This window comes from Nocardia asiatica NBRC 100129 (genome assembly GCF_000308415.1).
Lineage (GTDB): Bacteria > Actinomycetota > Actinomycetes > Mycobacteriales > Mycobacteriaceae > Nocardia > Nocardia asiatica.
Window position 1 is genome coordinate 51,664 of record NZ_BAFS01000004.1, and the last position, 21,982, is coordinate 73,645.

At 68.9% G+C, this 21,982-nt stretch carries 23 protein-coding genes; 8 read left to right on the plus strand and 15 right to left on the minus strand.

The features are described 5' to 3' along the window. Nucleotides 1-249 precede the first annotated feature (249 nt). The 3 genes from ON27_RS00580 to ON27_RS00590 form a co-directional block, all read right to left on the minus strand. Nucleotides 250-1,023: a TMEM165/GDT1 family protein gene (locus ON27_RS00580; protein WP_043717646.1), complete on the minus strand. Its 774-nt coding sequence runs from the start codon at nt 1,021-1,023 to the stop codon at nt 250-252. Between the two features lie 294 nt (nt 1,024-1,317). Then, nucleotides 1,318-1,845, minus strand: coding sequence for a hypothetical protein (locus tag ON27_RS00585; protein ID WP_043717648.1), 528 nt, complete (start codon nt 1,843-1,845; stop codon nt 1,318-1,320). 310 nt (nt 1,846-2,155) lie between these two features. Further along, on the minus strand, nt 2,156-2,779 hold the full coding sequence (locus tag ON27_RS00590) for a superoxide dismutase (protein WP_039794275.1): 624 nt from the start codon (nt 2,777-2,779) through the stop codon (nt 2,156-2,158). A 191-nt stretch (nt 2,780-2,970) separates the two neighbouring features. Between ON27_RS00590 and msrA the strand changes: the two genes are divergently transcribed. Then, the gene (msrA, locus tag ON27_RS00595) at nt 2,971-3,651 is read left to right on the plus strand and encodes a peptide-methionine (S)-S-oxide reductase MsrA (RefSeq protein WP_043717652.1); all 681 of its coding nucleotides are present in this window, start codon (nt 2,971-2,973) and stop codon (nt 3,649-3,651) included. Between the two features lie 93 nt (nt 3,652-3,744). Here the strand turns inward: msrA and ON27_RS00600 are convergent, their stop codons facing one another. Continuing rightward, complete coding sequence (locus ON27_RS00600) at nt 3,745-4,356, minus strand: hypothetical protein (RefSeq protein WP_043717656.1); 612 nt, start codon at nt 4,354-4,356, stop codon at nt 3,745-3,747. 512 nt (nt 4,357-4,868) lie between these two features. On the opposite strand from ON27_RS00600, the gene ON27_RS00605 reads away from it, so the two are divergent. From ON27_RS00605 to ON27_RS00620, 4 genes are all read left to right on the plus strand, one after another. Beyond that, complete coding sequence (locus ON27_RS00605) at nt 4,869-5,240, plus strand: rhodanese-like domain-containing protein (protein WP_043717660.1); 372 nt, start codon at nt 4,869-4,871, stop codon at nt 5,238-5,240. 110 nt (nt 5,241-5,350) lie between these two features. Beyond that, entirely contained in the window at nt 5,351-6,304 is a 954-nt protein-coding gene (locus ON27_RS00610) for a DUF4328 domain-containing protein (RefSeq protein ID WP_051046083.1), read from the plus strand. Then, a complete protein-coding gene (locus tag ON27_RS00615; protein ID WP_043717666.1) occupies nt 6,301-7,068 on the plus strand; it encodes a glycerophosphodiester phosphodiesterase in 768 nt (255 codons plus the stop codon). Before ON27_RS00610 ends, ON27_RS00615 begins: the two co-directional genes overlap by 4 nt. A 1,322-nt stretch (nt 7,069-8,390) precedes the next feature. After that, nucleotides 8,391-9,311, plus strand: coding sequence for a DUF5926 family protein (locus tag ON27_RS00620; RefSeq protein ID WP_043717670.1), 921 nt, complete (start codon nt 8,391-8,393; stop codon nt 9,309-9,311). Nucleotides 9,312-9,533: 222 nt separating this feature from the next. Here ON27_RS00620 and ON27_RS00625 read toward each other — a convergent pair whose 3' ends face one another. From ON27_RS00625 to ON27_RS00645, 5 genes are all read right to left on the minus strand, one after another. Next, nucleotides 9,534-10,082, minus strand: coding sequence for a ferritin (locus ON27_RS00625; RefSeq protein WP_043717673.1), 549 nt, complete (start codon nt 10,080-10,082; stop codon nt 9,534-9,536). Between the two features lie 71 nt (nt 10,083-10,153). After that, on the minus strand, nt 10,154-10,705 hold the full coding sequence (locus tag ON27_RS00630; RefSeq protein WP_043717675.1) for a ferritin: 552 nt from the start codon (nt 10,703-10,705) through the stop codon (nt 10,154-10,156). Nucleotides 10,706-10,715: 10 nt separating this feature from the next. Beyond that, a complete protein-coding gene (locus ON27_RS00635; protein ID WP_174377800.1) occupies nt 10,716-12,071 on the minus strand; it encodes an LCP family protein in 1,356 nt (451 codons plus the stop codon). 126 nt (nt 12,072-12,197) lie between these two features. Continuing rightward, complete coding sequence (locus ON27_RS00640) at nt 12,198-12,992, minus strand: CPBP family intramembrane glutamic endopeptidase (protein ID WP_043717677.1); 795 nt, start codon at nt 12,990-12,992, stop codon at nt 12,198-12,200. A 143-nt stretch (nt 12,993-13,135) separates the two neighbouring features. Then, complete coding sequence (locus tag ON27_RS00645) at nt 13,136-13,903, minus strand: DUF2470 domain-containing protein (protein WP_043717679.1); 768 nt, start codon at nt 13,901-13,903, stop codon at nt 13,136-13,138. Between the two features lie 143 nt (nt 13,904-14,046). Between ON27_RS00645 and ON27_RS00650 the strand changes: the two genes are divergently transcribed. The 3 genes from ON27_RS00650 (at nt 14,047) to ON27_RS00660 (ending at nt 16,124) form a co-directional block, all read left to right on the plus strand. Beyond that, nucleotides 14,047-14,460, plus strand: coding sequence for a hypothetical protein (locus ON27_RS00650; protein WP_043717681.1), 414 nt, complete (start codon nt 14,047-14,049; stop codon nt 14,458-14,460). 84 nt (nt 14,461-14,544) lie between these two features. Then, on the plus strand, nt 14,545-15,459 hold the full coding sequence (pheA, locus tag ON27_RS00655) for a prephenate dehydratase (protein ID WP_043717684.1): 915 nt from the start codon (nt 14,545-14,547) through the stop codon (nt 15,457-15,459). Then, a complete protein-coding gene (locus ON27_RS00660; RefSeq protein ID WP_043717686.1) occupies nt 15,456-16,124 on the plus strand; it encodes a histidine phosphatase family protein in 669 nt (222 codons plus the stop codon). Before pheA ends, ON27_RS00660 begins: the two co-directional genes overlap by 4 nt. Nucleotides 16,125-16,143: 19 nt before the next feature. On the opposite strand, the gene ON27_RS00665 is transcribed toward ON27_RS00660, so the two are convergent. The 6 genes from ON27_RS00665 to ON27_RS00690 all read right to left on the minus strand — a co-directional run bounded on the left by ON27_RS00665 (nt 16,144) and on the right by ON27_RS00690 (nt 21,935). Further along, the gene (locus ON27_RS00665) at nt 16,144-16,971 is read right to left on the minus strand and encodes an ESX secretion-associated protein EspG (RefSeq protein ID WP_043717689.1); all 828 of its coding nucleotides are present in this window, start codon (nt 16,969-16,971) and stop codon (nt 16,144-16,146) included. Then, a complete protein-coding gene (locus ON27_RS00670; protein ID WP_043717691.1) occupies nt 16,968-18,140 on the minus strand; it encodes a PPE domain-containing protein in 1,173 nt (390 codons plus the stop codon). Before ON27_RS00670 ends, ON27_RS00665 begins: the two co-directional genes overlap by 4 nt. 45 nt (nt 18,141-18,185) lie before the next feature. Next, nucleotides 18,186-18,497, minus strand: coding sequence for a PE domain-containing protein (locus ON27_RS00675; RefSeq protein ID WP_043717694.1), 312 nt, complete (start codon nt 18,495-18,497; stop codon nt 18,186-18,188). 164 nt (nt 18,498-18,661) lie between these two features. Further along, nucleotides 18,662-19,012 carry a metallopeptidase family protein gene (locus ON27_RS00680; RefSeq protein WP_043717697.1) on the minus strand — a complete coding sequence of 117 codons (351 nt, stop codon included), beginning with the start codon at nt 19,010-19,012 and terminating at the stop codon, nt 18,662-18,664. Nucleotides 19,013-19,022: 10 nt separating this feature from the next. Continuing rightward, a complete protein-coding gene (locus ON27_RS00685) occupies nt 19,023-20,162 on the minus strand; it encodes a septum formation family protein (RefSeq protein ID WP_043717699.1) in 1,140 nt (379 codons plus the stop codon). A 72-nt stretch (nt 20,163-20,234) separates the two neighbouring features. After that, nucleotides 20,235-21,935, minus strand: coding sequence for an aldehyde dehydrogenase family protein (locus ON27_RS00690; RefSeq protein ID WP_043717701.1), 1,701 nt, complete (start codon nt 21,933-21,935; stop codon nt 20,235-20,237). Nucleotides 21,936-21,982 lie beyond the last annotated feature (47 nt).

The window sequence follows — 21,982 nt, forward strand, 5'->3', positions numbered from 1 at the left end:
CGCCGAACGGCGGGGACCCGATGGCTGGTATGGACCGGATCCTGCGGGCCTACCTGCAATACCTGGTGGACGACCCGGCCAGCGCACGACTGTTCTTGGTCGAGGTCTTCGCGGTGGGATCCGCGGCCATCGCGCGCCGCGCCCAACTGCAGGAACGGTTCGTGGAGCTGATCGCCGCCGTGCTGGACGCGCGGACCGAGCCGCAGCGCTTCGCCTGCCAGGCCCTGGCCGCCGCGGTGGGTTCGATGGTCACCGCTCGGATCGCGGCGGGGGACTCGGCCGGTCTGCTCGCGCTGCGGGAACCGCTGCTGGATCTGTTGCGGCGAGGTGGCCGACTGTACGGGGCGGCTCTGGTGCCCTCCGGCGAGCCCTCCGCGTGAGCAACAGCGCCGCACCGGCGAGCGCGGGAGCGACCGTCGCGAGCCCGGCGACGGCGGCGCCGCCGAGCGCCGGTGTGGCCGCGCCGAGCAGGGTCGCCGCACCGAAGTAGAGGAACAGCAGGCCCGAGCCGATGCCGATCGCGTGCTCCGGCAGATGCTTGCCGACCAGGATGCCGACCGCGATGGCGAGCGCGTCGGCGGCGACCATGCCGATGGTCGAGCCGAGCCACACGCCCACCCAGTCGTAGTCGGTGGCCAGCGCGGCGGTCGCGAACATGGTCCGGTCGCCCAGTTCGGCGAGCAGGAACGCGGACAGCACCACGAAGAACGGCGCGCCACCGGCCTTCGGCGGTTTCGGCGCCGCGTCGTCGTCGGGGCCGAAGTGCTCGCGCAGCGTCCACAGGCCGACGGCCAGGAAGGTGAGCGCGGCGATCAGCGCGATCGTCCTGGTGGGCAGCGCGGCGCCGAGGAAATGGCCGACGCCGACCGAGATCAGGTGAACCGCGGCGGAGGCCGTCGCGATGCCGCCCAGCACCACCCACCAGCGATAGCGCAGCGCGAACGTCAGCGCCATCAGCTGGGACTTGTCGCCCAGTTCGGCGAGAAAGACGATGCCGATACTCAGCAAGACGGTGGTGATCATGTGTGGCGGCTCCCAAGTCTCCGGCCTGCCGGTCGGAGATACGGGTAGCCTCCGGCCGACAACGAAATGGTTGTCCAGGCCGAAGGTCTCGCCCACCGGCCAACGCCGGTTCACACAGCCGGACCCCAGCCCCTGGGGACCGGCGGGTCAGTATGTCGACTGTGCGATTGGGGGCTACTCCCCTTCGCTGCAGCCGACTCTACCTCGGGGATTCCGCTCTTGCCAACCCGCTGTAGGCGAAATCGCAATGCGCACAATAAGTTTGGCGATCCAAGCGGTGAATTTCGGGTACCCTCACGCGGCCAGCAGCATAGCCAGAACCGCGGTGTCGGGATCGCTGATCGGATCGAGTCCGACCCGGCTGACCAGCGAGGTGACCGTTCCGTCCGACTCCGCCTCGGCCCACGCGGCGCGGTGTTCGAGCCCCAGATGGGGCACGCCGGGCAGCAGGACGCAGCCGGATGCCGCACCCGTGCACTCGGGCAGCGACGGGCGGGTCTCGGACGGAGGATGAAGCATGAGCAACGCGGGTGGCACGTGTTCGGCGAACCGGCCCGGCTCCACCGCCTCCTCGCCCAGAACGGGACCTTCGGCCAGCACCAAGCCGACGGTGCCCGGGGCCGGGTCGTCGGGCAAGTCCTCGCGGACGCCGAACACCGTCGAGGTCGTCAGCAGTCCGGGTAGCGTGGCCACGCGCACCGCCAGCACGAGCACTTGCGCCCACTCCTTGGTGGTGTCCGGCCAGCGGCCGGAGATCAAGAAGCCCCGCAGCGACCCGCGCGAATGGAACGGCGTGATGCCGATCGGTTCGTTCGTGCGCATTTCTGCCTCCCGTTTGCCGAACCCGGGGGCGACCTTGCCCGTCCCTTTGGTGTGGATTTCCCGAATATGAACCACGAGTCACCTGGCACACAAGTACCAAAGAGTGCCAATCGGACAGCCGGGAACCGAGCGGGAAGCAATCGGCCTGCGTACGCGGTGAATCGCGCTCGACCTCGCCGAGCCCGCACTCGTGGCCGGTGGGACATGGCCCCGGCAAAGCGCCCGCGTCGCGAGAAACAGAACGGGCCCGCGATTCCGGCGCGCGTGGCGCGACGGAATCGCGGACCCGGTTCCGGTGTGCCGAGTCGGCTCAGCCGAAGATGAGGCCCTTGGCCTGCGACGTCGCCTTGGCGAAGCGCTCCTGGACGTCGGCCCAATTGACCACGTTCCAGAACGCGGTGACGTAGTCCGCCTTGACGTTCTTGTACTGCAGGTAGAAGGCGTGCTCCCACATGTCGACCTGCAGCAGCGGGATGATGCCCAGCGGAACGTTGGCCTGCTGGTCGTAGAGCTGGAAGGTCAGCAGCTTCTGGCCGAGGGTGTCGAAGCCGAGCACCGCCCAGCCGGAACCCTGCAGACCGTTGGCCGCCGCGGTGAACTGCGCGCGGAATTTGTCGAACGAGCCGAACTGATCGTCGATCGCCGCGGCCAGCTCGCCGACCGGCTTGTCACCGCCGTTGGGGGAGAGGTTCTTCCACCAGATCGAGTGGTTGACGTGCCCACCCAGGTGGAACGCGAGGTTCTTCTCGTGCAGGAAGATGGCGCTGTGATCGCCCGACTCGCGAGCGGCTTCCAGCTTCTCCAACGCGGTGTTCGCGCCGGCGACGTAAGCGGCGTGGTGCTTGGAATGATGAAGCTCGTTGATCTGCCCGGAGATGTGGGGCTCCAGGGCGCTGTAGTCGTAATCCAGATCTGGCAGCGTGTACTCAGCCACGATGTCCCTTCCTATGTCGGGCTGGATGTGCCCGTTGTTCCGTGCACAGCCAACCATCATTCGTACACCCGGTCGATTCCAACCTGGGCCGACCTCCGCGCATTCCGGTGACGCCGTTCACACGGAGCCGGTCGCGCTCCGTCCCATCACACACATCGGCACCACTGGAAACGCACGCGTAGCATCGAACCATGTCGTGGTACGACGAACTAGTCGGGCGGCTCAGCCTTCCCGAACCCGCCATGGTCGCTCCCGAGCGAGCGCTTCCCGGCCGGGCGGAGCCGCTCGACGTGCCGGATACCCACTACGTGAACGGGCACCCGATCCACCCGCCGTTTCCCGAAGGGCTGCGAATCGCGGTTGTCGCGATGGGCTGTTTCTGGGGCGCGGAGAAGGGTTTCTGGGAACTCGGCGGCGTCTACACCACCGCGGTCGGTTACGTCGGCGGATACACGCCGAATCCCACCTACGAAGAGGTCTGCAGCGGGCGCACGGGTCACACGGAAGCGGTGCTCGTCGTGTTCGATCCGGCGGTGATCGGCTATGCGGGCATACTCCAGCACTTCTGGGAGAACCACGATCCCACCCAAGGCATGCGCCAGGGCAACGACCGTGGCACCCAATACCGTTCCGCCGTCTTCACCTTCGATGCCGAGCAGGCCGAACTGGTCCGCTCCACCGCCGAGGCATACGGCAAGCGCCTCGCGGCGGCGGGCTATGGCCGGATCACCACGGAGATCGCGCCGCTGCCCGGGCTGGCGGCCTTCTACTACGCCGAGGGCTATCACCAGCAGTATCTGGCGAAGAACCCCGGCGGATATTGCCCGGTGCACGCCACCGGAGTGAGCTGCCCGGTCGGCCTGGGCGCCTGAAGCCGGGCGCGACACCGCACGGCCGCTTTCGCGGGCGTGCGGTCCGATCCGCTGCTCCGGAGGGTTTCGGTTTCCGCTGCTCCGGACGGTTCGTTACAGCGGCGGCGCGATGCCAGGACGGGTTGCCCGTGGATCGCCCGCGTCGTGCGCCCGCCACCATCGCGCGCCGCCCGCGATGAACTCCGCCAGCGGGATCTGTTTGCCCCGCGAATCGTGCACCAGGATGTCGTCGAACCACACTCGGACATCCAGTTCGCGCGGATCGATGCCCTCTTCTTGGGAGAACTCCAGCACGTGCGTGGACGAGTGATCGCCGATCCGGGCGTCGAAACTGAGCAGTTCGCTCCACAGCGCCCAGCCGCTGTCGTCCAGATCGATGAACTCCCAGCCGTGCAGCCGCCCGCCGCCGAAACTGCGGATGGCCTCGTCCAGACCGTCCAGTTGCAGCGGTAGCACCTGGGGTTCCAAGTCGTCCCAGTGCTGGGTCCGCAGTGAGGCGGCGACCCGGCTCACGCCGGTGAACGTCACCTGCACGCGGTAGTCCTCGGCCGCCGTCCCTTCCTCGGGGAGGGTCAGCACTTCGAGGTCGAGGCGCAGTTCGTTGGCGGTCTCGTCGACCGCGAGGCCGAGGCAGGTGGCCTCGGACAACGCGACGTTGAGTCCTTCGGTGTCCATTCCGTGGCGAAGCCCCCTGCTCACGTTCATGCGCCCAGGCTACCGATCGCGCCCGCCGGATCGCGGTATTTCGGCGGCGTCTGAATTCGATGGAACCGAACGCGCCCGCGCTCCGTCCAAGTAGATATCGGGACCTCTCGGCCGCAGGTTTCCGATGTCGGCGACGAATGGCCGCTCCGGGATGGATATGGAGGGGAGTCCCGGATCGGCCATTCGCATCGCTCGCTAGGGGATCGATCACTCGTCCACCCCGGAAAAGGGGCGAGTACAGACCGGAAGTCCTGTTTCGCCCCAGAACGCTAACCGAATGGTTGCTTGGTTACCTGGGCTTTTTCGCTCGAACGGGGTCGAACGTCGCGCCTTGTGGATCAGGTTGTGGATTATGTGGATAACTTCGACCTAGTTATGCACAACCAGCATCGAGCGGGGGCACGGTCGAGTTCCGGAGGTGAGAACATACCTGAAGTCGTAGCTCGCTGTCGAGCCTGCTGCCCAGGCATGGAACTGCACGGCCGCTCGCCGCCCATGGCAGGATCGAATCTGTGACGAGCCCCCACGTTCCGTCGGTCACGGTGGAGGACGTGCCTGCCGAATTCGACGGCAGCGCGCCCGCGTCGGCCGAAACGCCGCGACCGATCCTGCTCGACGTCCGTGAGGACGACGAATGGCGGCTCGGACACGCCCCGGGGGCCGTACACATCCCCATCGTCGACGTGCCCGCCCGGATCGATGAGCTCTCCTACGACGCCGAACTCTATGTCGTCTGCAGGCAGGGCGGCCGGTCCCTCCAAGTGGTGGAGTACCTCGCGCATATCGGCTACGAGGCCATCCAGGTTCGCGGCGGCATGGTGGCATGGCAGCAGGCCGGTCGGCCGCTGGTCGCGGAGGGCGACCACGAGGCGAAGATCTACTGACGAAGGAACGAGGTGCGCGGGTGAGTACGGTGGTGCAACCTTGTGCGCGCTGCGGCGCGCGCTGGGCCGTGCAAGGGGCCCCGATGCACTGGTGCCCGCGCTGTCGCGGGGTGCTCCTCTCGCCGGCGCCGATCGACGCGCCCGCCGAGCGCCGCAACTACCGCTGGGTGGCCCGTAAACCCGACCACCGCGTCCGCCGGGGGCAGCAGCCCGCGCGCCCGGCCGCGCCGAGCGGGACGCCTCGATACGCGCAGATGCCGCGCTGGGGCCTGGTCGCCCCGCCGCCGCAAGCCGCGGGTGCGGCCCGCCGCCCGCTCGGCAAGCTCACCGCCGCGGTGAGCACGGTGCTCGTCGCGACCGCGTGCGTTTTCGCGCTCGCCGCCGTCGCCGAACTCGTGCGCTATGGGGTTCTCCTGCGCAACCGGACACGTCTGATCCATCCCGCCGTACTCTTCGCCTCCGACGCGTTCGTGATCGGCACCGGGGTGCTCGCGATCGGGGTAGCGCTGGCGGCGGCCGTGGCCACGGTGGGAAGACTGATCGAGATCAGGCGGTCGGCCTACGCCGCCACGGGGCGGCGCGATCCGCGATCGCCGCGTGTGGTCGCGCTCGGTTGTCTGGTTCCGGTGGTCAACCTGCTGTGGCCCGGGGTCTACCTGAGCGAGGTCGCCACGCTGCAGGGCGACCCGCGGGCGCGCCGTGCGGCCCGGATCTGGTGGGCGGCGTGGGTGTTCGGCGGACTCGTCGCCGCGGCCGCGCTGCTGTGGCGGCTGGCGGACTCGTTGCAGGCTCGAGCGGACGGGGTGCTGTTCACCGCGTTCACCGACGCGGTCGCCGCGGCGGTCGCGCTGCTGACCCTGTGGACGCTGCGCACGATCGAGGGGCGTGATCTGCTCGGTCGCGGCCGCACCACGCGTCGCTGGCTGATCGCCGTCGACCCCGCCGTGCCGGTGATCGAGCCGGTGCATCCCGGCGGAGGCGAACACACGGCCGAGCCGGCCGCCCCGGGGCACGAGGACAACGGTGCTGAGGACCGTGAGCAGGAGGAGGTTATGGCCAAGTGAGCCAGGGCAGTCGCGCGCCGTTCGTCGTCGCGCATCGAGGCGCCTCGGCGGCGCGCCCGGAGCACACGCTCGCCGCCTACGAGCTGGCGCTGCAGGAGGGCGCCGACGGCGTCGAATGCGATGTCCGGTTGACCAGGGACGGACATCTGGTGTGCGTGCACGATCGCACCGTCGATCGCACCTCCTCGGGCAGCGGGCTGGTCAGCGAGATGACGCTGGAGGAGCTGCGAGCGCTCGATTTCGGCGCCGATGGATCGCCCGCCTCGGTGCTGACCCTCAGCGAGCTGATCAGCCTCGTGCTGGACTGGCGCAGCAGGCCGACCAAGCTGTTCATCGAGACCAAGCACCCGGTCCGCTACGGCGCGCTGGTGGAGAACAAGCTGCTCGCCGAATTACAGCGTTTCGGCATCGCCACCCCCGCCTCGGCCGATCATTCCCGTGCGGTCGTCATGTCGTTCGCGGCCACCGCGGTCTGGCGTATCCGCCGCGCCGCGCCACTGTTGCCCACCGTTCTGCTCGGCGAGTCGTCGCGCTATCTGGGCGGTTCGGCGGCCACGACCGTCGGCGCCACCGCCGTCGGTCCCTCGGTGAAGACGCTGCGCGACCACCCCGACCTGGTCGACAAGGCCGCCGCCGCGGGCCGCGCCACCTATTGCTGGACCGTCGACGATCCCGACGACGTCCAACTGTGCGCCGACCTCGGCGTCAGCTGGATCGCCACCAACCACCCCGGCCGAACCAAGTCACTGCTCCCCGCCGCCTGAACCACCCGGAAGACGCAGCGGATTACTCCGGGAAGACCGACGACACCCGAATCACACCACCCGTCCGGGCAAGCCCGAATTGCGCGCTGGCCTCCCCACCAGAGCGCCCTGCGACGCTCGCTCGGACACGACCGCCGGTCGTCCGCGCATCCGCCGCAATAAAGCCGCACCAGGCAGCCCTCACCATTCAGCGTTCGCATCCGCGAACTGCGCCCAAGCCGTTGCTGCGATGGTGGCCGCCGGTCCATGACAACGACGCACCGCAGAGCGCGCACCAACACCAGCGCCAGCCGCCATGGCGTCGCCGTTGATCGCCAGCAGTCCGGTCGGTCGCACCGCAGGCAGCATCCCGGCACCTGCGGTGTTCCCGACGAAGCCGTATGCGTACCGATGCCGCGCTGCGGAACACGTGGCAGCACAAGTAACCAGGTCACCACCTCACCCGCCTAGCGCACCTGAACCACGAGCGAAGCGGGGCCGAGCGTCCGCCGTTCGCGGCCCGGTTCGCGTCCGAGTGGCCGCCGCGTCCGCGACGCAGTCGCAAGCGATGTTCTGAGCGGCTGTGACTATGCAGCACGGAGGCAGGGCCGGAGGTTATGGCAGCGGTATCGCGCACACCGTAGTGCGATCACCACCTCACGCGCCGAGCGCACCTCAACCACGTCTTTCGAGCGAAGCGAGACTGTGCGTGGCGCCGTGAGCGGCCCGGCTCCCGTCGGAGTGGCCCGTCGCGTCCGTGACGCATTTGCCAGCGGCGTTCGCTCGGACGTAAGTCCTGAGCGGCTGTGACTATGCAGCACGGAGGTACCGCCGAAGGTTATGGCAACGTATCGCGCATCGAGGTAGTGCGATTACAGCCCGACGCACTCAGCGCACCTCAACCACGTCTTTCGAGCGAAGCGAGACCGTGCATGCGCCGTTGTGGCCCTGTTCGCGCCGGAGTGGCCGTTGCTTCCGCATCGCAGTCGCCAGCGGCGGCCGCTCGGACATAAGTCCTGAGCGGGCTGTGACTATGCAGCGCGAAAGCAGGGCCAGAGGTTATGGCGGCGGTATTGCGCACCTAGGTAGTGCGATTCCCACCCGACGCACTCAGCGCACCTCAACCACGTCTTTCGAGCGAAGCGAGAGCGAGCATCCGCCGTTCGCGGCCCGGCTCGCGTCCGAGCGGCCGCCGCGTCCGCGACGAAGTCGCCAGCGGTGGTCGCTCGGACGCGAGCCACCAGGGGGCCGCGAACACGCAGCGCCGCAGGCGCTGCAAATTAAACACAGAACACGCCGCGCCGAAGGCGCGGCCAGACCAACACTGTGTAGTTTGACCCCTCGTGGGTAAGAGCAAGCGCAACAGTCCGAAGCCCGGCGGGAACCGGGCGCAGCGTCTCGCCGAGCGGCGGGCGGCGCAGGAGCAGGCGGCACAGGCCGCGACGCGTCCGTTCGAGGGCTTGGCCGCGGAGTGCGATCTGGTCGCGCTGCGTGAATTCGTACCGTCGGCCACGGCGCGATTGACGCTGTCGCCCTCGGTCGCGGCCGAGCGGCCGGTCGTACTCGCCACGGTGCTGCCCGGCGCGGTGGCCGCGCTGGTGCGCGCTGGTGACGAGCCGAGCGGCTATGTCGGCGCGCAGGTGCAGTTCCAGGGTGCGGACCCGGCCGCCGATCTGGCCGCGGCGATCCTGTGGACCCAGTCCGCGGAGCCCGGTGATTCGCTGAGTTCCGTGGAAAGCGTCGCGGGCGGGCCGCGGCTGGCCGATGTGGTGGATCCCGCCGCGAGCCTGGAGTTGACCGTGCACCAGGACTTCGACTGGTGGGTGCCCGAGGGTGTCGAGCCGGATCCGCAGGTCGCGGCCACCATCGAGCAGGCCAAAAAGGCGATCATGCCGTCGGCGCGGCTTGCCCTGGACGCGGACGTGATCGGCGCCGCCTGGTGGGTGGACGCGGGTGAGAAGGCGCACATCCGCTGGGTGCGGCCTGAGGACGAGGACGCGCTCATGCTGGCCTTGGCCCGTGTGCACGCCTCCGGCGGGTTGCATCTCGGCGAGGGTTCTCGTTTCGCCGGGTCGTTCCGTACGCACGGCGTGCTGGTCCCGGTGTTCGACTTGGACCGCGAGCGGCACGCCGACGAATGGGTGAAGCCCGCGATCGAATTCGGCGCGCGCTTGGCCGAGGCGCTGGCGGTCGACGCCCCGCTGACGGCCGATGAGCGGCGCTCCCGCGACGGTCTGCGGTCGCGTCAGGTCACATTGCGCTGAAATCCGAATCGACGGGAATTCGATACACGATTTCCGACGCTCGTGAGTTCGCAGTGTGGATTGCCGCCGCCATGCCGAGTTAGGGAAGTCTCACCGAACTGTCGTGCGCAGCGACAGTAGGTCGATGTTCGGCGGCGCCTCGACCGGGTCTGGAATCATAAATGGCGACAGGCCCGGTTCCGCTCGCGGAACCGGGCCTGTTCGTCTTTTCCGGCAAAGGCCTCAGACCGAGCCGCCTGCCACCGAAGGCGCACCGGAGGCATCGCTCGGGCCGCTCATTTCCCGGGCGACGAATTCTTCCAGGTCGAACAGGTTCGACCCGGCGCGATCGGCGATGGTGAGCAGGGTGGTCATGTTCGCGACTTCCTCGACCTGTTCCTTCAGGAACCACTGCATGAACTGTTCGCCGAGGTAGTCGCCCTCTTCCCGGGCCGTGCTCGCCAGTTGGATGATCTGCTCGGTGACGGTCTTCTCCTGGGCGAGTGCCAGCGCGATCGGCTCCCTGGCATTCTCGAACCGCGATTTGGCGGCGTCGATGCCGGAAATCTCGATACTGATATCCCGGTCCAGGAAGTACTGCACGATCATCATCGCGTGATTGCGCTCTTCGACCGCTTGCTTGTAGAACCGCTTGGCCAGCTGCGGCAGGTCGGCATTGTCGAACCACACCGCAATCGCGATGTACTGATGCTCCGCATTGAATTCGTGCCGGATCTGATCGTGCAACAGGCTGTGGAACTTGCTGCGGGGGGATTCCGGATGGCTTGACATAGCACCGACATTAGCGCTGGTCAGTTCCTGTGTCATCCAAGTACAGCCTTATTGAGGCTAGTGTTGCCTAATTAATTCTTCGCTGCGCCCGCCATTTTCGGCGCCGGGATATCGGAGCGTGGCTGCCCGCGCAGCTCGCGGGCGACGAACTCCTCCACGTCGAAGAGCCGGCCTTCGGCGCGGTCGATCACCGACAGCAGCGTGGTCATCCCGGCGACGTTCTTCACCTGTTCCTCGAGGAACCACCGGACGAATCGCTCGCCCAGATAGTCGCCCGAGGTGCGGGCGGCGCGAGCCAGATCACTGATCTGCGCGCTGCGGATCTGCTCGATCCCGAGCAGCAGAGCCGTTGCCGCACGCGGGCTTTCGAAGGTCGAGTCGATCGGCTCCAGCCCGCCGATCTGCACGGGCAGATCCCGGTCCAGCAGGTACTGCACCATACGCAGCGCATTGCCGTAATGCTCGCGCGATCGGGCATAGGCGTGTGCGGCCAACTGCGGCAGCCTGCGGGCGTCGAAGTACACGGCGGCGGCGAGATACTGCTGGGCGGTGGTGAATCCATGGCGGATCTGCGTGCGCAGCAAGTCGGGGAAGGACTCGTCGGCATCGTCGGTGTCCGGCATGGCGTCGACGCTACCGTGTGAGCAGGTCCTCCGGGATGGCGCGGTCCTCGGCCAGCGCGTCGAAGAACCGGCTCGCCTTGTCCTTGTCCCACAGCAGCACATTGCCGCTGGCGGTGTCGTCGAACCCGCCGACCGGCACCGCCGTGGCGACGGTCTCGCCCCGCAGGGCCCAGCCCAGTCCGCCGAGGTCCCAGATGTGGTCGTCGTTGTCGACCTTCAACGACTTCGCGGTGTCGGAGGCCAGCGGCCACAGTTTGAACGGGTTGGCCAGGGTGGCGCCGCTGGTCGCCTTCTTCAGCAGGGCGGCCATGAAGATCCGCTGGTTGTTCATCCGGTCGATGTCGGCGAGAGCGGTCGCGCGGCTGCGGACGAAGCCCAGCGCCTGCGGTCCGTTCAGGCGCTGGCAGCCCGCGGGCAGGTCGATGCCCGCGAGCGGGTCGTCGATCGGCTTCGGCACGCAGACGTCGATGCCGCCGAGCGTGTCCACCACGCTGGCGAAGCCGCCGAAGCCGATCTGCGCGTAGTGGTCGATGCGCAGGCCGGTGGCGATCTCAACGGTCTGCACGAGCAGCGCGGGCCCGCCGATCGCGAACGCCGCGTTCAGCTTGTCCTTGCCCTGGCCCGGAATGCTGACGTACGAGTCGCGCGGCAGGCTGACCAGGGTGGTTTTGCCCGACTTCGGCACGTGCACGAGCATGATCGTGTCGGTGCGCTCGGGGCCCACCTCGCCGCCGGTGGCGAGTTCCTGTTCCTGCTCGGGGCTCAGGTCGCCGCGGCCGTCGGAGCCGACCAACAACCAGTTCGTGCCGGGGGTGTCGCCCACCCGCTTGGCGTAGTTCGCCAGCGCGGGGATGCGGTTGAGCGAGTTGTCCAGCTGGATGACGGCCCCGACGGCGGCGAGCACCAGTACCAGCAGGATCACCAGGAACCAGCGGAACGGGTGGCGCTTGCGGCGCGGTCGCGGCGCGCGGGCCGGTCGTGCACCGCGCGGCGGCATCGGCGGAGGACCCTGACGATACGAGCGCGGCTGCTTGGGCGGCCCCTCGTTGTAGGGGACCGGTCGTTGGGTGGGGGCGTGCGCCGGGCCTTCGCGATGGGGGACGGGTCGCTGAGTAGGGGCGTGCCCGCGCGGCGGGGGAGGCGGCGGCCTGCGGCGTGCGTGTTCCGGGGGTACCTGCGAATACGCCAGTGGCTGAGCGTGCGGGTCGGCCGATCCATCGCGCCGTATCACGTGTGTCGGCTCGATCGGCGACGGTGCGCCCGGTCCCGGCGGGGGCATGCGCCGGCCCATCGGAGGTTCGCCGGACCGGCCGGGCGGCGGCATCCGGCGCGGACGCGCGTTGCGCTGGTGGTCGTCGCCGTTCATCACTGAGACTCTACTTATCGGGCGTCTGTGAGGTGCCGCATGTGGACACCGCGCACGCGGAAGCGGCGCTGCTTCGTAATTCGTTGCGGGCGCCGCACTGTTAGCACTCCGACGAGCACAGTTGCGTCACGGAAGCCACGAAACACGGCCGCGCAGAACGGTATAGCCGATGTAGGCGACCGCGTCGATGGCCGCATGGGCGAGCACCAGCGGCCACAGCTTGTTCGTGCGCTGCCAATACCGTCCGAATATGACGCCCATCACAATATTTCCGAGGCCGCCGCCCAACCCCTGGTACAGGTGATAGCTGCCACGCAGCAGCGCGGAAGTGAGCAATGCCGAGTTCGCCGACCAGCCGAGCTGCCGTAGGCGGGTGAGCAGGAACGCCACCACGATGACCTCTTCGGCCAGCGAGTTCGCGCAGGCCGACAGGATGAGCGCGGGCAGCCGCCACCAGTAATCGCCGAGCGAGGCGGGCACGATCGTCACGCTGAAGCCCAGCGCATGCGCGGCCAGATACAGCCCGAGCCCCGGCAGTCCGATGATCGCCGCCAGTGCCAGGCCGGGCAGCACGTCCGCACGCCACCGGATGCGTTTCGCCAGCCCGATCAAGCGCGGACCCATGCCGCCGCGCCATAGCAGATACAGCCCCAGCGCCGCCCAGCCCACCAGTCGCAGCACGCTGAGCAGTTGAAACAGCAGGTCGATGGTGGATTGCGTGGATCGCGACGGGTTGAGCGCGACGGTCCGTCCACCGATCCCGCCCGGGGCGAGCGCGCTCTCCACCAACGACAGAGCGGCGCTGAGGCCGCTGAGCCCGAACGTGACGAGCAGCACCACGGTGATCTCGAGTTTGATCGCCAGCCGCTCCTGATCGGTCGGCTCGGCCTCGTCCCACTGGGCACCGGACTCCGCGCGCATGGGTCGAATCTATTGCGCTCCCCTTGGACCACGCGCGGCGCGTCGGCGTCGACATCGTGACCGGCCGGAACTCGGCGTCGATGCCGCCCACTCCGGCCGGTGCCACACTTCGACGCTGCCCGGTATGTGCGCGACGGACCCGGTCAGATGCGGCGCAGCCCGTTGAGGAACGGGCAGCCCGCCAGCATGCGCACGGCTCGGCTGAGCGTCTCGACGTCGTCGGCCGGTGCGCTGAACGGCAGGCGGAAATCGTGGTCGCCGTCGTGTCCTTCCACCCGCAGGGTGAGTCCGTAGCGGTCGATGGCCAGCGGGTGCACGGTGCCGCGTTGCAGGCGCGGCGGCAGGTGCCTGGCCAGTTGGGCGACGACGTCGGCGTGGTCGGCCTGCATGTGCTGCAGCCACGCGGATTCCATGGCGCAGAACGGATCCGGCTGGGCCAACCGCAACTGTTCGCTGCTCACCGATTCCGCTCCGGCCGAATCGGCCACCACCGCGGAGTTGATCACCAGCCGCAGCAGGGTGGCGCCGAAGCCGACGTCGAGCAGTCCGGGATGCGGGTTCTCCTCGGCCACCTCGCCGGCCAGCGCGCGCTGCGCCGGGGTGGGCACCGCGCGCACCCAGCCGCGCAACCAGACCAGTGCGCGTACCGGCTCGCGCAGCGGCAGCGGAGCGTGGTCGGTCAGCTCGAGCACCGCGGGCGCGCCGTGCTCCCCGGAGTTGCCCGCCAGCACCGCGGCGACCGACGCGGTGGGCACCGCGATCACGGCGTCGCCGCACTGTCGTACGTGGTGCACGGAGGCGGGCGTCGGATCGATACCTGGCATGGCCAGCACCGCTTGCTCCGCGTGGGCGCACGCGCTGCGCACCCGCTCGGCGGTGGACGGTGCGACGGTCAGGGACGGACGCGGCATACAAACCTCCGTGGAGCGGGCGGCGCGTGTGATTAGGTTACCCTAAGCTAAGTGACAGGGTGTGGTTCCCGCAAGCGTTTCGATCGTGTCGAGCGCAGCGAACTGGATCGGTTCCGGCGGATCAGGCTTGTTACGGTGAGGGCGTGTCGGAAGGGACGGAATCCGGGCAACCGGTGCTGGTGACGTTGTCCGCGCCTCCGCGGCGCCGCTTGGCCGACGGCTTGGTCCGCAACCTCGGCGCAAGCCCCGCCGCGCCGATCCTGGATTTGGATGCTCCGGATACCGATATCGCCGGCTTCCTCGCACAGGTGGCCCATGCCGATACCGGTTTCGTCGCGCGTACCTCCTCCGGAGAGCGCGCGGTGGCCATCGTCGCGGCCACGGCCGCCGCCCTGTGCGGCGACGACATCGCCACCGCGTTGCGCAACCCCGATATCGCCTTTCTGACCGCGCTGAAACCCCCGGCCGTCGAGGCGGTCCGCTCCGTCCTGCTCGCCGTGGAAACCGAGGCCACCGACCGGGTGAACGACGCGTTGCGGGTGCTCAACGGAGGTTGAACGGTTCCCGTACGGCCGTGCGCCATCGGCCGGGCACTCGCAATCGGTGGGGAGCCGGGCGAGTGCGCAAGTAATCTCGTAACCGTGCCGCGAATCGCGTACTTCGGGCCGTCCGGAACTTTCACCGAGATGGCCCTCGCCCAACTCGAAGCCTCGGGAACCTTCGACGGACCCGTCGAGCGGATCGCCGCGCCCAGTCAGGGGGCGGCGCTCGACCTGATCCGCGCCGGTGACGTGGACGGTGCGGTGGTGCCGATCGAGAGCTCCGTCGAGGGATCGATCTCGGCGACGCTGGACTCGCTGGCAATCGGCCCGCGTCTGCAGATCGTCGCCGAGACCGAACTCGAGGTGAGCTTCACGATCCTCGGGAAGCCGGGTACGGCGCTGTCGGATGTGCGCACCCTCGCCGCATATCCCGTGGCCGGCGCCCAGGTGCGGATGTGGGTGGCGCGGAACCTGCCGCAGGCGCAGTCCTACACCTCGGCGTCCAACGCCGCCGCCGCCGAAGACGTGGTGGCGGGCCATGCCGACGCCGCCGTGTCGACCGCCCTGGCGGGCGAACGGCTCGGGTTGATCGCGCTGGCGTCCGGGGTCGCCGACCACGAGCAGGCGATCACCCGCTTCGTGCTGTGCACCCGGCCCACGGTGGCGCCGTCGCCCACCGGAACCGACCGCACCTCCATCGTGCTCGAGTTGCCGAACGTACCGGGCTCGCTGATGCGCGCGTTCGCCGAGTTCGCCACGCGTGGTATCGATCTCACCAGGATCGAGTCTCGTCCCACCCGAACCGGTATGGGCACTTACCGTTTCTATCTCGACTGCGTCGGGCACATCGATGACACGGCGGTGGCCGAAGCGCTCAAAGCATTGCATCGCACCGCGCGGATCCGTTTCCTCGGGTCCTGGCCTGCGACTTCGGCCGCCGGTACGCCGCCACCGTCGGACGAAGCAGCGGCGGAGTGGTTGATCCAGTTGAGAAAGGGGATGGCGGACCTATGACCGGAAGATTGATTCTGGTCCGGCACGGAGAGACCGAAGGTAACGTCGCCAAGCTGTTGGACACCAGGATTCCTGGTTTGCCGCTGACCGAACGTGGTGCGGCACAGGCGAAGACATTCGGCGAGGGTCTGCTCCGGCCGCCGAAGGTGCTGTTCTCCTCGGCGGCGTTGCGCGCGCGCCAGACCGCGAGCTACATCGAGGCGGCCACCGGTGCGGCCGCCATGGTGCTCGACGGCCTCCACGAGGTACAGGCCGGCGACCTGGAAGGACAGCACGGCGAAGAAGCCCACCGGACCTTCCAGCGGATCTATCGGTCCTGGCACGAAGGGGATCTCACGCTGCGGGTGCCCGGTGGGGAATCCGCCCAGGACGTCCTGGACCGCTTCCTGCCCGTGCTCGCGGAATTGCGCAACACGTATCTGACCCCGGACGACGACAGCCATGGTGACGTGATGGTGGTCAGCCACGGCGCCGCCATGCGGCTCGTCGGCCGGACGCTCGCGGACGTGCGACCGCCGTTCACCACGAACAACCACTTGGACAACACCGAGACCATCGAATTGGTCCCGATGCCGGACGGCGGGTGGGAGTGCATTCGCTGGGGCCGGTTCACGCCGCCGTTCGGATACGACGTCGCACCGACCTCCGACGACCCGATGGGCTAGCGACCTCCGCTCGGTGCGCTCAGGAGAGCTTCGGATTCCGAGGGAAGTCCTCGCGTTCCGGCAGGGAGCTGATCAGATCTTGCACCGCTGTGCGCAGTCGCGCGGGAGTTCCGCTGCTGAGTGACGTCCACTTCACGCCGTCGTCGGACTTGCTCGCGGTCGCGATGAATCGCCCCGCGCGCGTGTTGAAGACGGCTATGTGATTGTCCGCCACGTCCCTGGTGCCGTCGCCGTACACCACCCCGACGATCTCGGCGTACGAGTGGATCTCGACCAGGGCGGCGGCCAAGGTCTTCGCATCCTGGTTGGGATTGCCCACTTTCGCCAGCCGCTCGGCGGTGGCCGCGGCATCGCCGGTGTCCCCGAAGATCGTTGCCAGCTCTTCGGTCGGAGCGTTCATGCCGTACAGCTCGAGCGGCTCCGCGTAGCCGAGAGCCGCCAGGACCGTACCGGGCAGGTCGGTCCCTGCCTCATCGATGACGTAGGAATCCTGGCCCCGCAGGGCGACGACCGGAAGGTCGACGCCCTGCGCCAGACAGAAACGGCTCACCCACCCGTCGACGATCAAGCGCAGCGCGATGATCCAGTGGGGCCGGTTCAGCGCGCGCAGCCGATTCTCCAAATCGCGATGCGGCACATCGTCGATGAGGAGCTTCCGCTGGGCGAGCGACTCGGCGGCCGCGTCCATCGCCGCCCTGTGGTCGGTCACGTTGTCGTAACGTGCCCGCGCGTTCAGAACGACGGGAACTTCGATCTGCAATTTCTCCAGGAGGAACTGCATCTCGTCCAGCGACAACACCACCGCCTCGAGCGTCGACGGGTCGCGGCCCGCGCCGAGAACGGTCACCTAACCGTCCCGCTGATGTCACCACCGATGACGCCGTCGGCGGTGAACCGGCCGTCGTTGAAGTGCTCCGTCGACCGCAGGTAGTCCTGGCCGTTGTGCTCGGACTCGTCGTCCTCGTCACTACGGACCTGGTTGCCGAGCAGGGGATTGCCGTTGCCGTTGTTCGTCGGCCGAACCGGTGCCGCCTCGGGAGCTTTCACCGCGACGGTCTCCTGCACGTGGGCAGCGCCGCCACCGATCGTGCCGCTCGAACCCCAGCCGTCCGGCAGCTTGAGCGAGCCGTTGCTGATGCCCGCCGCCGACCCCAGGCCGGAGAACGACACCGCGCGAGTCGAGGCGCCGGCCGCGGTGGCCGCCGCACCGACGCCCATGGCCATCGGAGCCATACCGGCGAAGGAAGGTGCGGAGGAACTCGTCGCCGCCGCGATCGCGCTGCCCGCGACGTTGCCGACGGTGGAGACGCCCGTGGTCGCGATCGAGCCGACGGCCTGAGCGGCCTGGGTGGCCGCGCTCGCCACACCGGGATTGCTCAAGAATGCCTGAGTGGCGGCGACGGCAGCCTGGATCGGATCGGCGGGGACCTCGCTCGCCGACTCCGCGGCCTGCTCAGGGGTGGCCGTGCCCGCGCCCTTGGCGATCGCCGGCGGCTGCACGAACTCGGCCGGGGTCGCGACCATGGCGCTGGTCGCGGCCTCGTAGGTCTCCATGACCAGCGCGGCACGAATGTCCATGGCGTGCCTGGCCACTTCCGCGACCTCGAACGCGCCGGACAACACGCCCGGCGGGTTGGCCGACGCGGCCAAGGCGGCGTTCACGGCGGCGATCTCGGGCGGGCTCGGCATCGCCAGCGCGGCGACGGTGTAGGCGGTGGCGTTGGCCGCGGCCTTCGCGCCCATCGCGGCCGCCTGCACGCCTTGCTGCTCGGACCAACCGAGGAAGCCCGTGAGCTTGCTCAGCGCGGCGATACCGTTGATGCCCTGCATCCCGACGCCGAGTTCGGCCATCACCCGGGCGACGGTCGTCGTCGCGTCGACCCAGGCGGCGGTGAGCCCGCCCCATGCGGTGGCGGCGGCCGAGATCGGGATCGCGTGCGCGCCCGCGTGAAGGGTGGCCGAATTGATCTCCGATGGGCGCGCGGCCCAGATCACCCCGGTGACTCCTGCAACCATGTTTGACTTCTCCCCTGCTTCGAACCTTGTTGACCGGTCTCGGAATTACACCTGGATGGCGCTGATGCTCGCGGCGCGCACCACATCACCGGCGACGTGCTGGGCCAGCTGCGCGCGCAGCGTCGCCGCCGCGTGGTGGCATTCCAGAATCGCCTGCGCGATCGCACGGTCGTGCGACATCGCGCCCTGGTTGAAATGGCTGGCGCTGAGGAACGAGACCTCTTCGGCGCCGGAGGGCAGCACGTGCGTCGCGGGCGCGGTGATCGCCGCGGCGGCGGCCAGACGGTCGGCGACGAGGTCGAGTTCGGCCGCGGCGGCGAGAATGGCTTCGGGTGCGATCAGTACATGTCCAACCATGACTCGACTCCTTCTAGTGGCTATGGGGCGGAACCACGAGAATTCCCCCTTCGAGTGATAGGACGCGACAGCAACGCGATCGGTTCCATCGAATCCCCAATTTTTCGATCTCCGTGCCGATTACACACCCACCGTTGGGGGTACGCAATACAGCACGGTCCAGACTATCCCCATCCCAGCTGATGCAGGCGGTCTTCGTCAATGCCGAAATAGTGTGCGATCTCGTGGATCACGGTGATCGCCACCTCTTCCACCACCTCCGCTTCGTCGGCGCAGTGTTCGAGAATGGCCTCGCGATAGATGGTCACCGTGTCCGGGAGCGCTCCGCCGTACTGACTGTCCCGTTCGGTGAGGGCGATGCCGTGATACAGGCCGAGCAGATGTGGATCCTCCGGATTGCGCGGCTCGATCAGCACCACCACGTTATCGATCGCGCGAGTCAGCTCGGAGGGTATGAGATCCAGTGCGTCGCCGACCAATTCCTCGAAACGGTCGGCGGACATCGAGACGGGCATCGGCGCTCGGCTACCTCGGCTGGGGCTGTGGCGGCAGCGGCGCGGCGCCGGGCAGCGGTGCGGGGGTGGAACGTCCGCTGTTCGGCGGCGGCACCGGAGCCTGGCCGTTGATCAGGATGTCGCCTCTGGCCGATCCGGTGATCGGCGCGAAGCCTTCACGATCAGCTCCCTTGCCGATCATGCAGTCCAGCTTGCGGCTGCCCGCCATCCAGCTGCGGGCATCGATGTAGTCGAAGAACAGGGTGAGCGTCTTGTTGCGGATGACGTCCGGCCCGCCCAGGTACTCGGTCGAGGTGCGGGAGCACTCCTCCTCCACGAACTTGTCCTGCGCCTCCTTCGCGGGCGGTCCGCCGGTGAAGTGGGCGCTGAGATCGACGGTGGACACGATCTCCACGGCGTGCGGCTGGGCGCAGTCCACCGGATCGGTGGGCAGGTTCTGGTTGATGCCCAGGCAGACGCCGGGCTCGTACACCCTGGACTGATCGTGCTCGGTGGCGCTGCCGACCGACGGCGGCGTGCCGACGCTGGCCGCGACCTGCAAGCCGCACCGCAGCGTGCGGTCACCGTGCTGCCAGCCGTCCGGGCTGGGGTACATCAGGCCGACGATGTACTTGCCGCGCGGGTCGAAGCGGCCGGACATGTATTTGTGCACCGCAGGCACGCAGTGCTCTTCCTTCAATTCGGTGAGCCGCAGCGAGTCCGGGAACCGCGAGCCGGGGCCGAATTCCTTGCCCGGGTACCGGCTCATGTCGATGTCGGCCGCGACCTCGAACATGTGCTTGCTCGCGCAGTTCACCTTGACCAGGTCGGACCGGTCGGGCTTGGTCCAGCTCAGGCAGTCGCCCTTGGCCGCGGTGCCGAACTCCTTGTCCAGCACGGGCTGCGCCGGCGCGCCGGGATTGTGCGCTTCCAGGCCCGTCTCGTTGTCGAAGCCGGTCACGAACAACGTCACCAGGGCCGCGACCACGGCGCCGACGGCCACCGCGAGCAGGCCCCAGCGCAACGTGGGCGCCGACAGCCGCACCTCGCGCAGGTTGCTGTCGGCGAGCGCGGCCTTGGCCGAGTCGAACGAGCGGCGCACCGCGTCGGCGCGCGAGGACGCGCGGCGCTTGGGCGCCTTCGGGGACCGGGACACATGTTCGGAGGACATCGCGGTCCATCATGGCAGCGTCGGTGCCTCGGTGCCACGACCTGCCCCGATCGGCGCGGCACGCGGCGCGGTTCAGCCGCGCAGGGCCGACATGAAGACGCCGGGCAGCCGGGCCGGGTTGGCGCCTGCGTAGAACTCGGTGAGCCTGCGCCCGGTGACGGCGGCCGTCTCGTTGCCGACGAACCACGGCGGCTTCGGGGAGAGGGCGAGTTCACCGCCCAGCAGCGAGCGCGGCGCGGGCCGGAACGGGCCGCGCACCACCGTGCGTTCCACGTCGTCGAGCAGCAAGGCGTTGTGCACCACGCCGATCCCGCTCTGCACGTCGTCCAGGGTGTGGCCGGGGAACGCCCCCCAAGCGGCTCGCGGCGCGAGGAAGGCGAGGCCGGTCCAGGCGTTCACCGCGATCGCGCCGTAGCGCAGCCGCTCGATCGCGCGGTCGAAGGCGGTGCCGAGCCTGCGGATGGTCCTCGGATGGGCGATGACGTTCGCGCCGAGCGTCCCGGTCAGCTCGGCGTTCGCGAAGTCCACCGCGCGGTGCAGGAACTCGCCGCCCGCGTAGGGCAGCTCGACCACGCCGAGAACGGGTGAGAAGTACTCCGTGCGCAGTAGCGGCGTGCCGGTTCGCGGCAACCCGTCGATCAGCACACGCCCCGCGCCGAGCCGCTCGGCCTCCGGGTAGGAGGCCAGCGCGTCGGCGACGCGCGCGTCGCTGCCCGGGTAGTACGCGCTGCGCTGCGGCGCCCGCTCCATGGCCAGGCGCAGCTCGGTGAGGAACTCGTCCTTGCGGTCCCAGTCCGAGCCGATCACCACCGCCTGCGCGGCCACGCAGTTGTAGCCGCCGTTGTGCAGCCGCTGGGTCGCCACGTGTTCGGCCTGGTAGCGCAGATCGGCGGCGGACCAGTCACCCGGCACGACGATGGTCGGCGAGACGCCGCCCAGCTCGCTGCTGATCGGCTTGTCCAGCAGCGGCCTGCGGTCCTTCTTGCGCTCCGAGCCCTCCGCGCCCGGCCCCCACACGATCGAATCGTGCGTCCGCGCGCTGCCGGTCATGTGCACGTGGGCGACATCGGGATGACTCACCAGGTAGCCGCCCTGCTGCGCGCCGCCGGTGAGGATCCGCAGCACGCGCAGCTCCAGCAGCGGCTCGAACACCATTTCGAACACGGTGAACAGCGGGTCGGTGATCGGGTTGAGTTTCAACGCGACCACGCGGTTGTGCGCGAACAGCTCGTAGAGCGCGTCCAGCGGCGGAATCGAGGTGATGTTGCCCGCGCCGAGCACGGCGCCGATCCCGCCGGTCGCGCCGGGATCGAGCTGGGCGAGTCCGGCTCGCCTGCGCGCGGTCTCTGCGTCGACGCCGGGTCGCAGCCACACATCGCCGCGGAAACCGTTGAGCAGGAGCCGGTCGTAGACGCCGAACGGGAGGATCGGCACCGCGAGCCGGCCGCCCGGCGCCTCCCGCAGCGTGATGCCGGTGAGCGGGCTGCGCCCGGCGTCGAGTGCCGCGAGGGTGGCCGAGAGCGCGTCGGTGGCCTGCAGTAGGGCGAGCGGGCCGGACATCCATTCCTCGCCGACCAGCGGCGAATCCGCGGGCAGGTCCTTGACGACGCACGCCGCTCGCACCCAGTCCTCGGCGAAGCGACCCACTCGGGCGTGGATCTCGTCGAGCAGTTCGCGACGGCGACGCAGCGGGGTGGCGGCCCAGGCCTTCTCGCCCGCCGTCAGGTCGGCCAGCGCGTTGTCGATGGCTGTCTCGTCGAAAGTGGCGCCCACGAGCCCACTATGCGCGCGATCCGGGGCCGATGGACCGCATCCAGGGA

Coding starts and splice junctions, on each gene's coding strand:
- ON27_RS00580 (WP_043717646.1), bottom strand. CDS start 1,023: ATGATCACCACCGTCTTGCTGAGTATCGGCATCGTCTTTCTCGCCGAA.
- ON27_RS00585 (WP_043717648.1), bottom strand. CDS start 1,845: ATGCGCACGAACGAACCGATCGGCATCACGCCGTTCCATTCGCGCGGG.
- msrA (WP_043717652.1), top strand. CDS start 2,971: ATGTCGTGGTACGACGAACTAGTCGGGCGGCTCAGCCTTCCCGAACCC.
- ON27_RS00600 (WP_043717656.1), bottom strand. CDS start 4,356: ATGAACGTGAGCAGGGGGCTTCGCCACGGAATGGACACCGAAGGACTC.
- ON27_RS00625 (WP_043717673.1), bottom strand. CDS start 10,082: ATGTCAAGCCATCCGGAATCCCCCCGCAGCAAGTTCCACAGCCTGTTG.
- ON27_RS00630 (WP_043717675.1), bottom strand. CDS start 10,705: ATGCCGGACACCGACGATGCCGACGAGTCCTTCCCCGACTTGCTGCGC.
- ON27_RS00635 (WP_174377800.1), bottom strand. CDS start 12,071: ATGAACGGCGACGACCACCAGCGCAACGCGCGTCCGCGCCGGATGCCG.
- ON27_RS00640 (WP_043717677.1), bottom strand. CDS start 12,992: ATGCGCGCGGAGTCCGGTGCCCAGTGGGACGAGGCCGAGCCGACCGAT.
- ON27_RS00645 (WP_043717679.1), bottom strand. CDS start 13,903: ATGCCGCGTCCGTCCCTGACCGTCGCACCGTCCACCGCCGAGCGGGTG.
- ON27_RS00660 (WP_043717686.1), top strand. CDS start 15,456: ATGACCGGAAGATTGATTCTGGTCCGGCACGGAGAGACCGAAGGTAAC.
- ON27_RS00670 (WP_043717691.1), bottom strand. CDS start 18,140: ATGGTTGCAGGAGTCACCGGGGTGATCTGGGCCGCGCGCCCATCGGAG.
- ON27_RS00675 (WP_043717694.1), bottom strand. CDS start 18,497: ATGGTTGGACATGTACTGATCGCACCCGAAGCCATTCTCGCCGCCGCG.
- ON27_RS00680 (WP_043717697.1), bottom strand. CDS start 19,012: ATGCCCGTCTCGATGTCCGCCGACCGTTTCGAGGAATTGGTCGGCGAC.
- ON27_RS00685 (WP_043717699.1), bottom strand. CDS start 20,162: ATGTCCTCCGAACATGTGTCCCGGTCCCCGAAGGCGCCCAAGCGCCGC.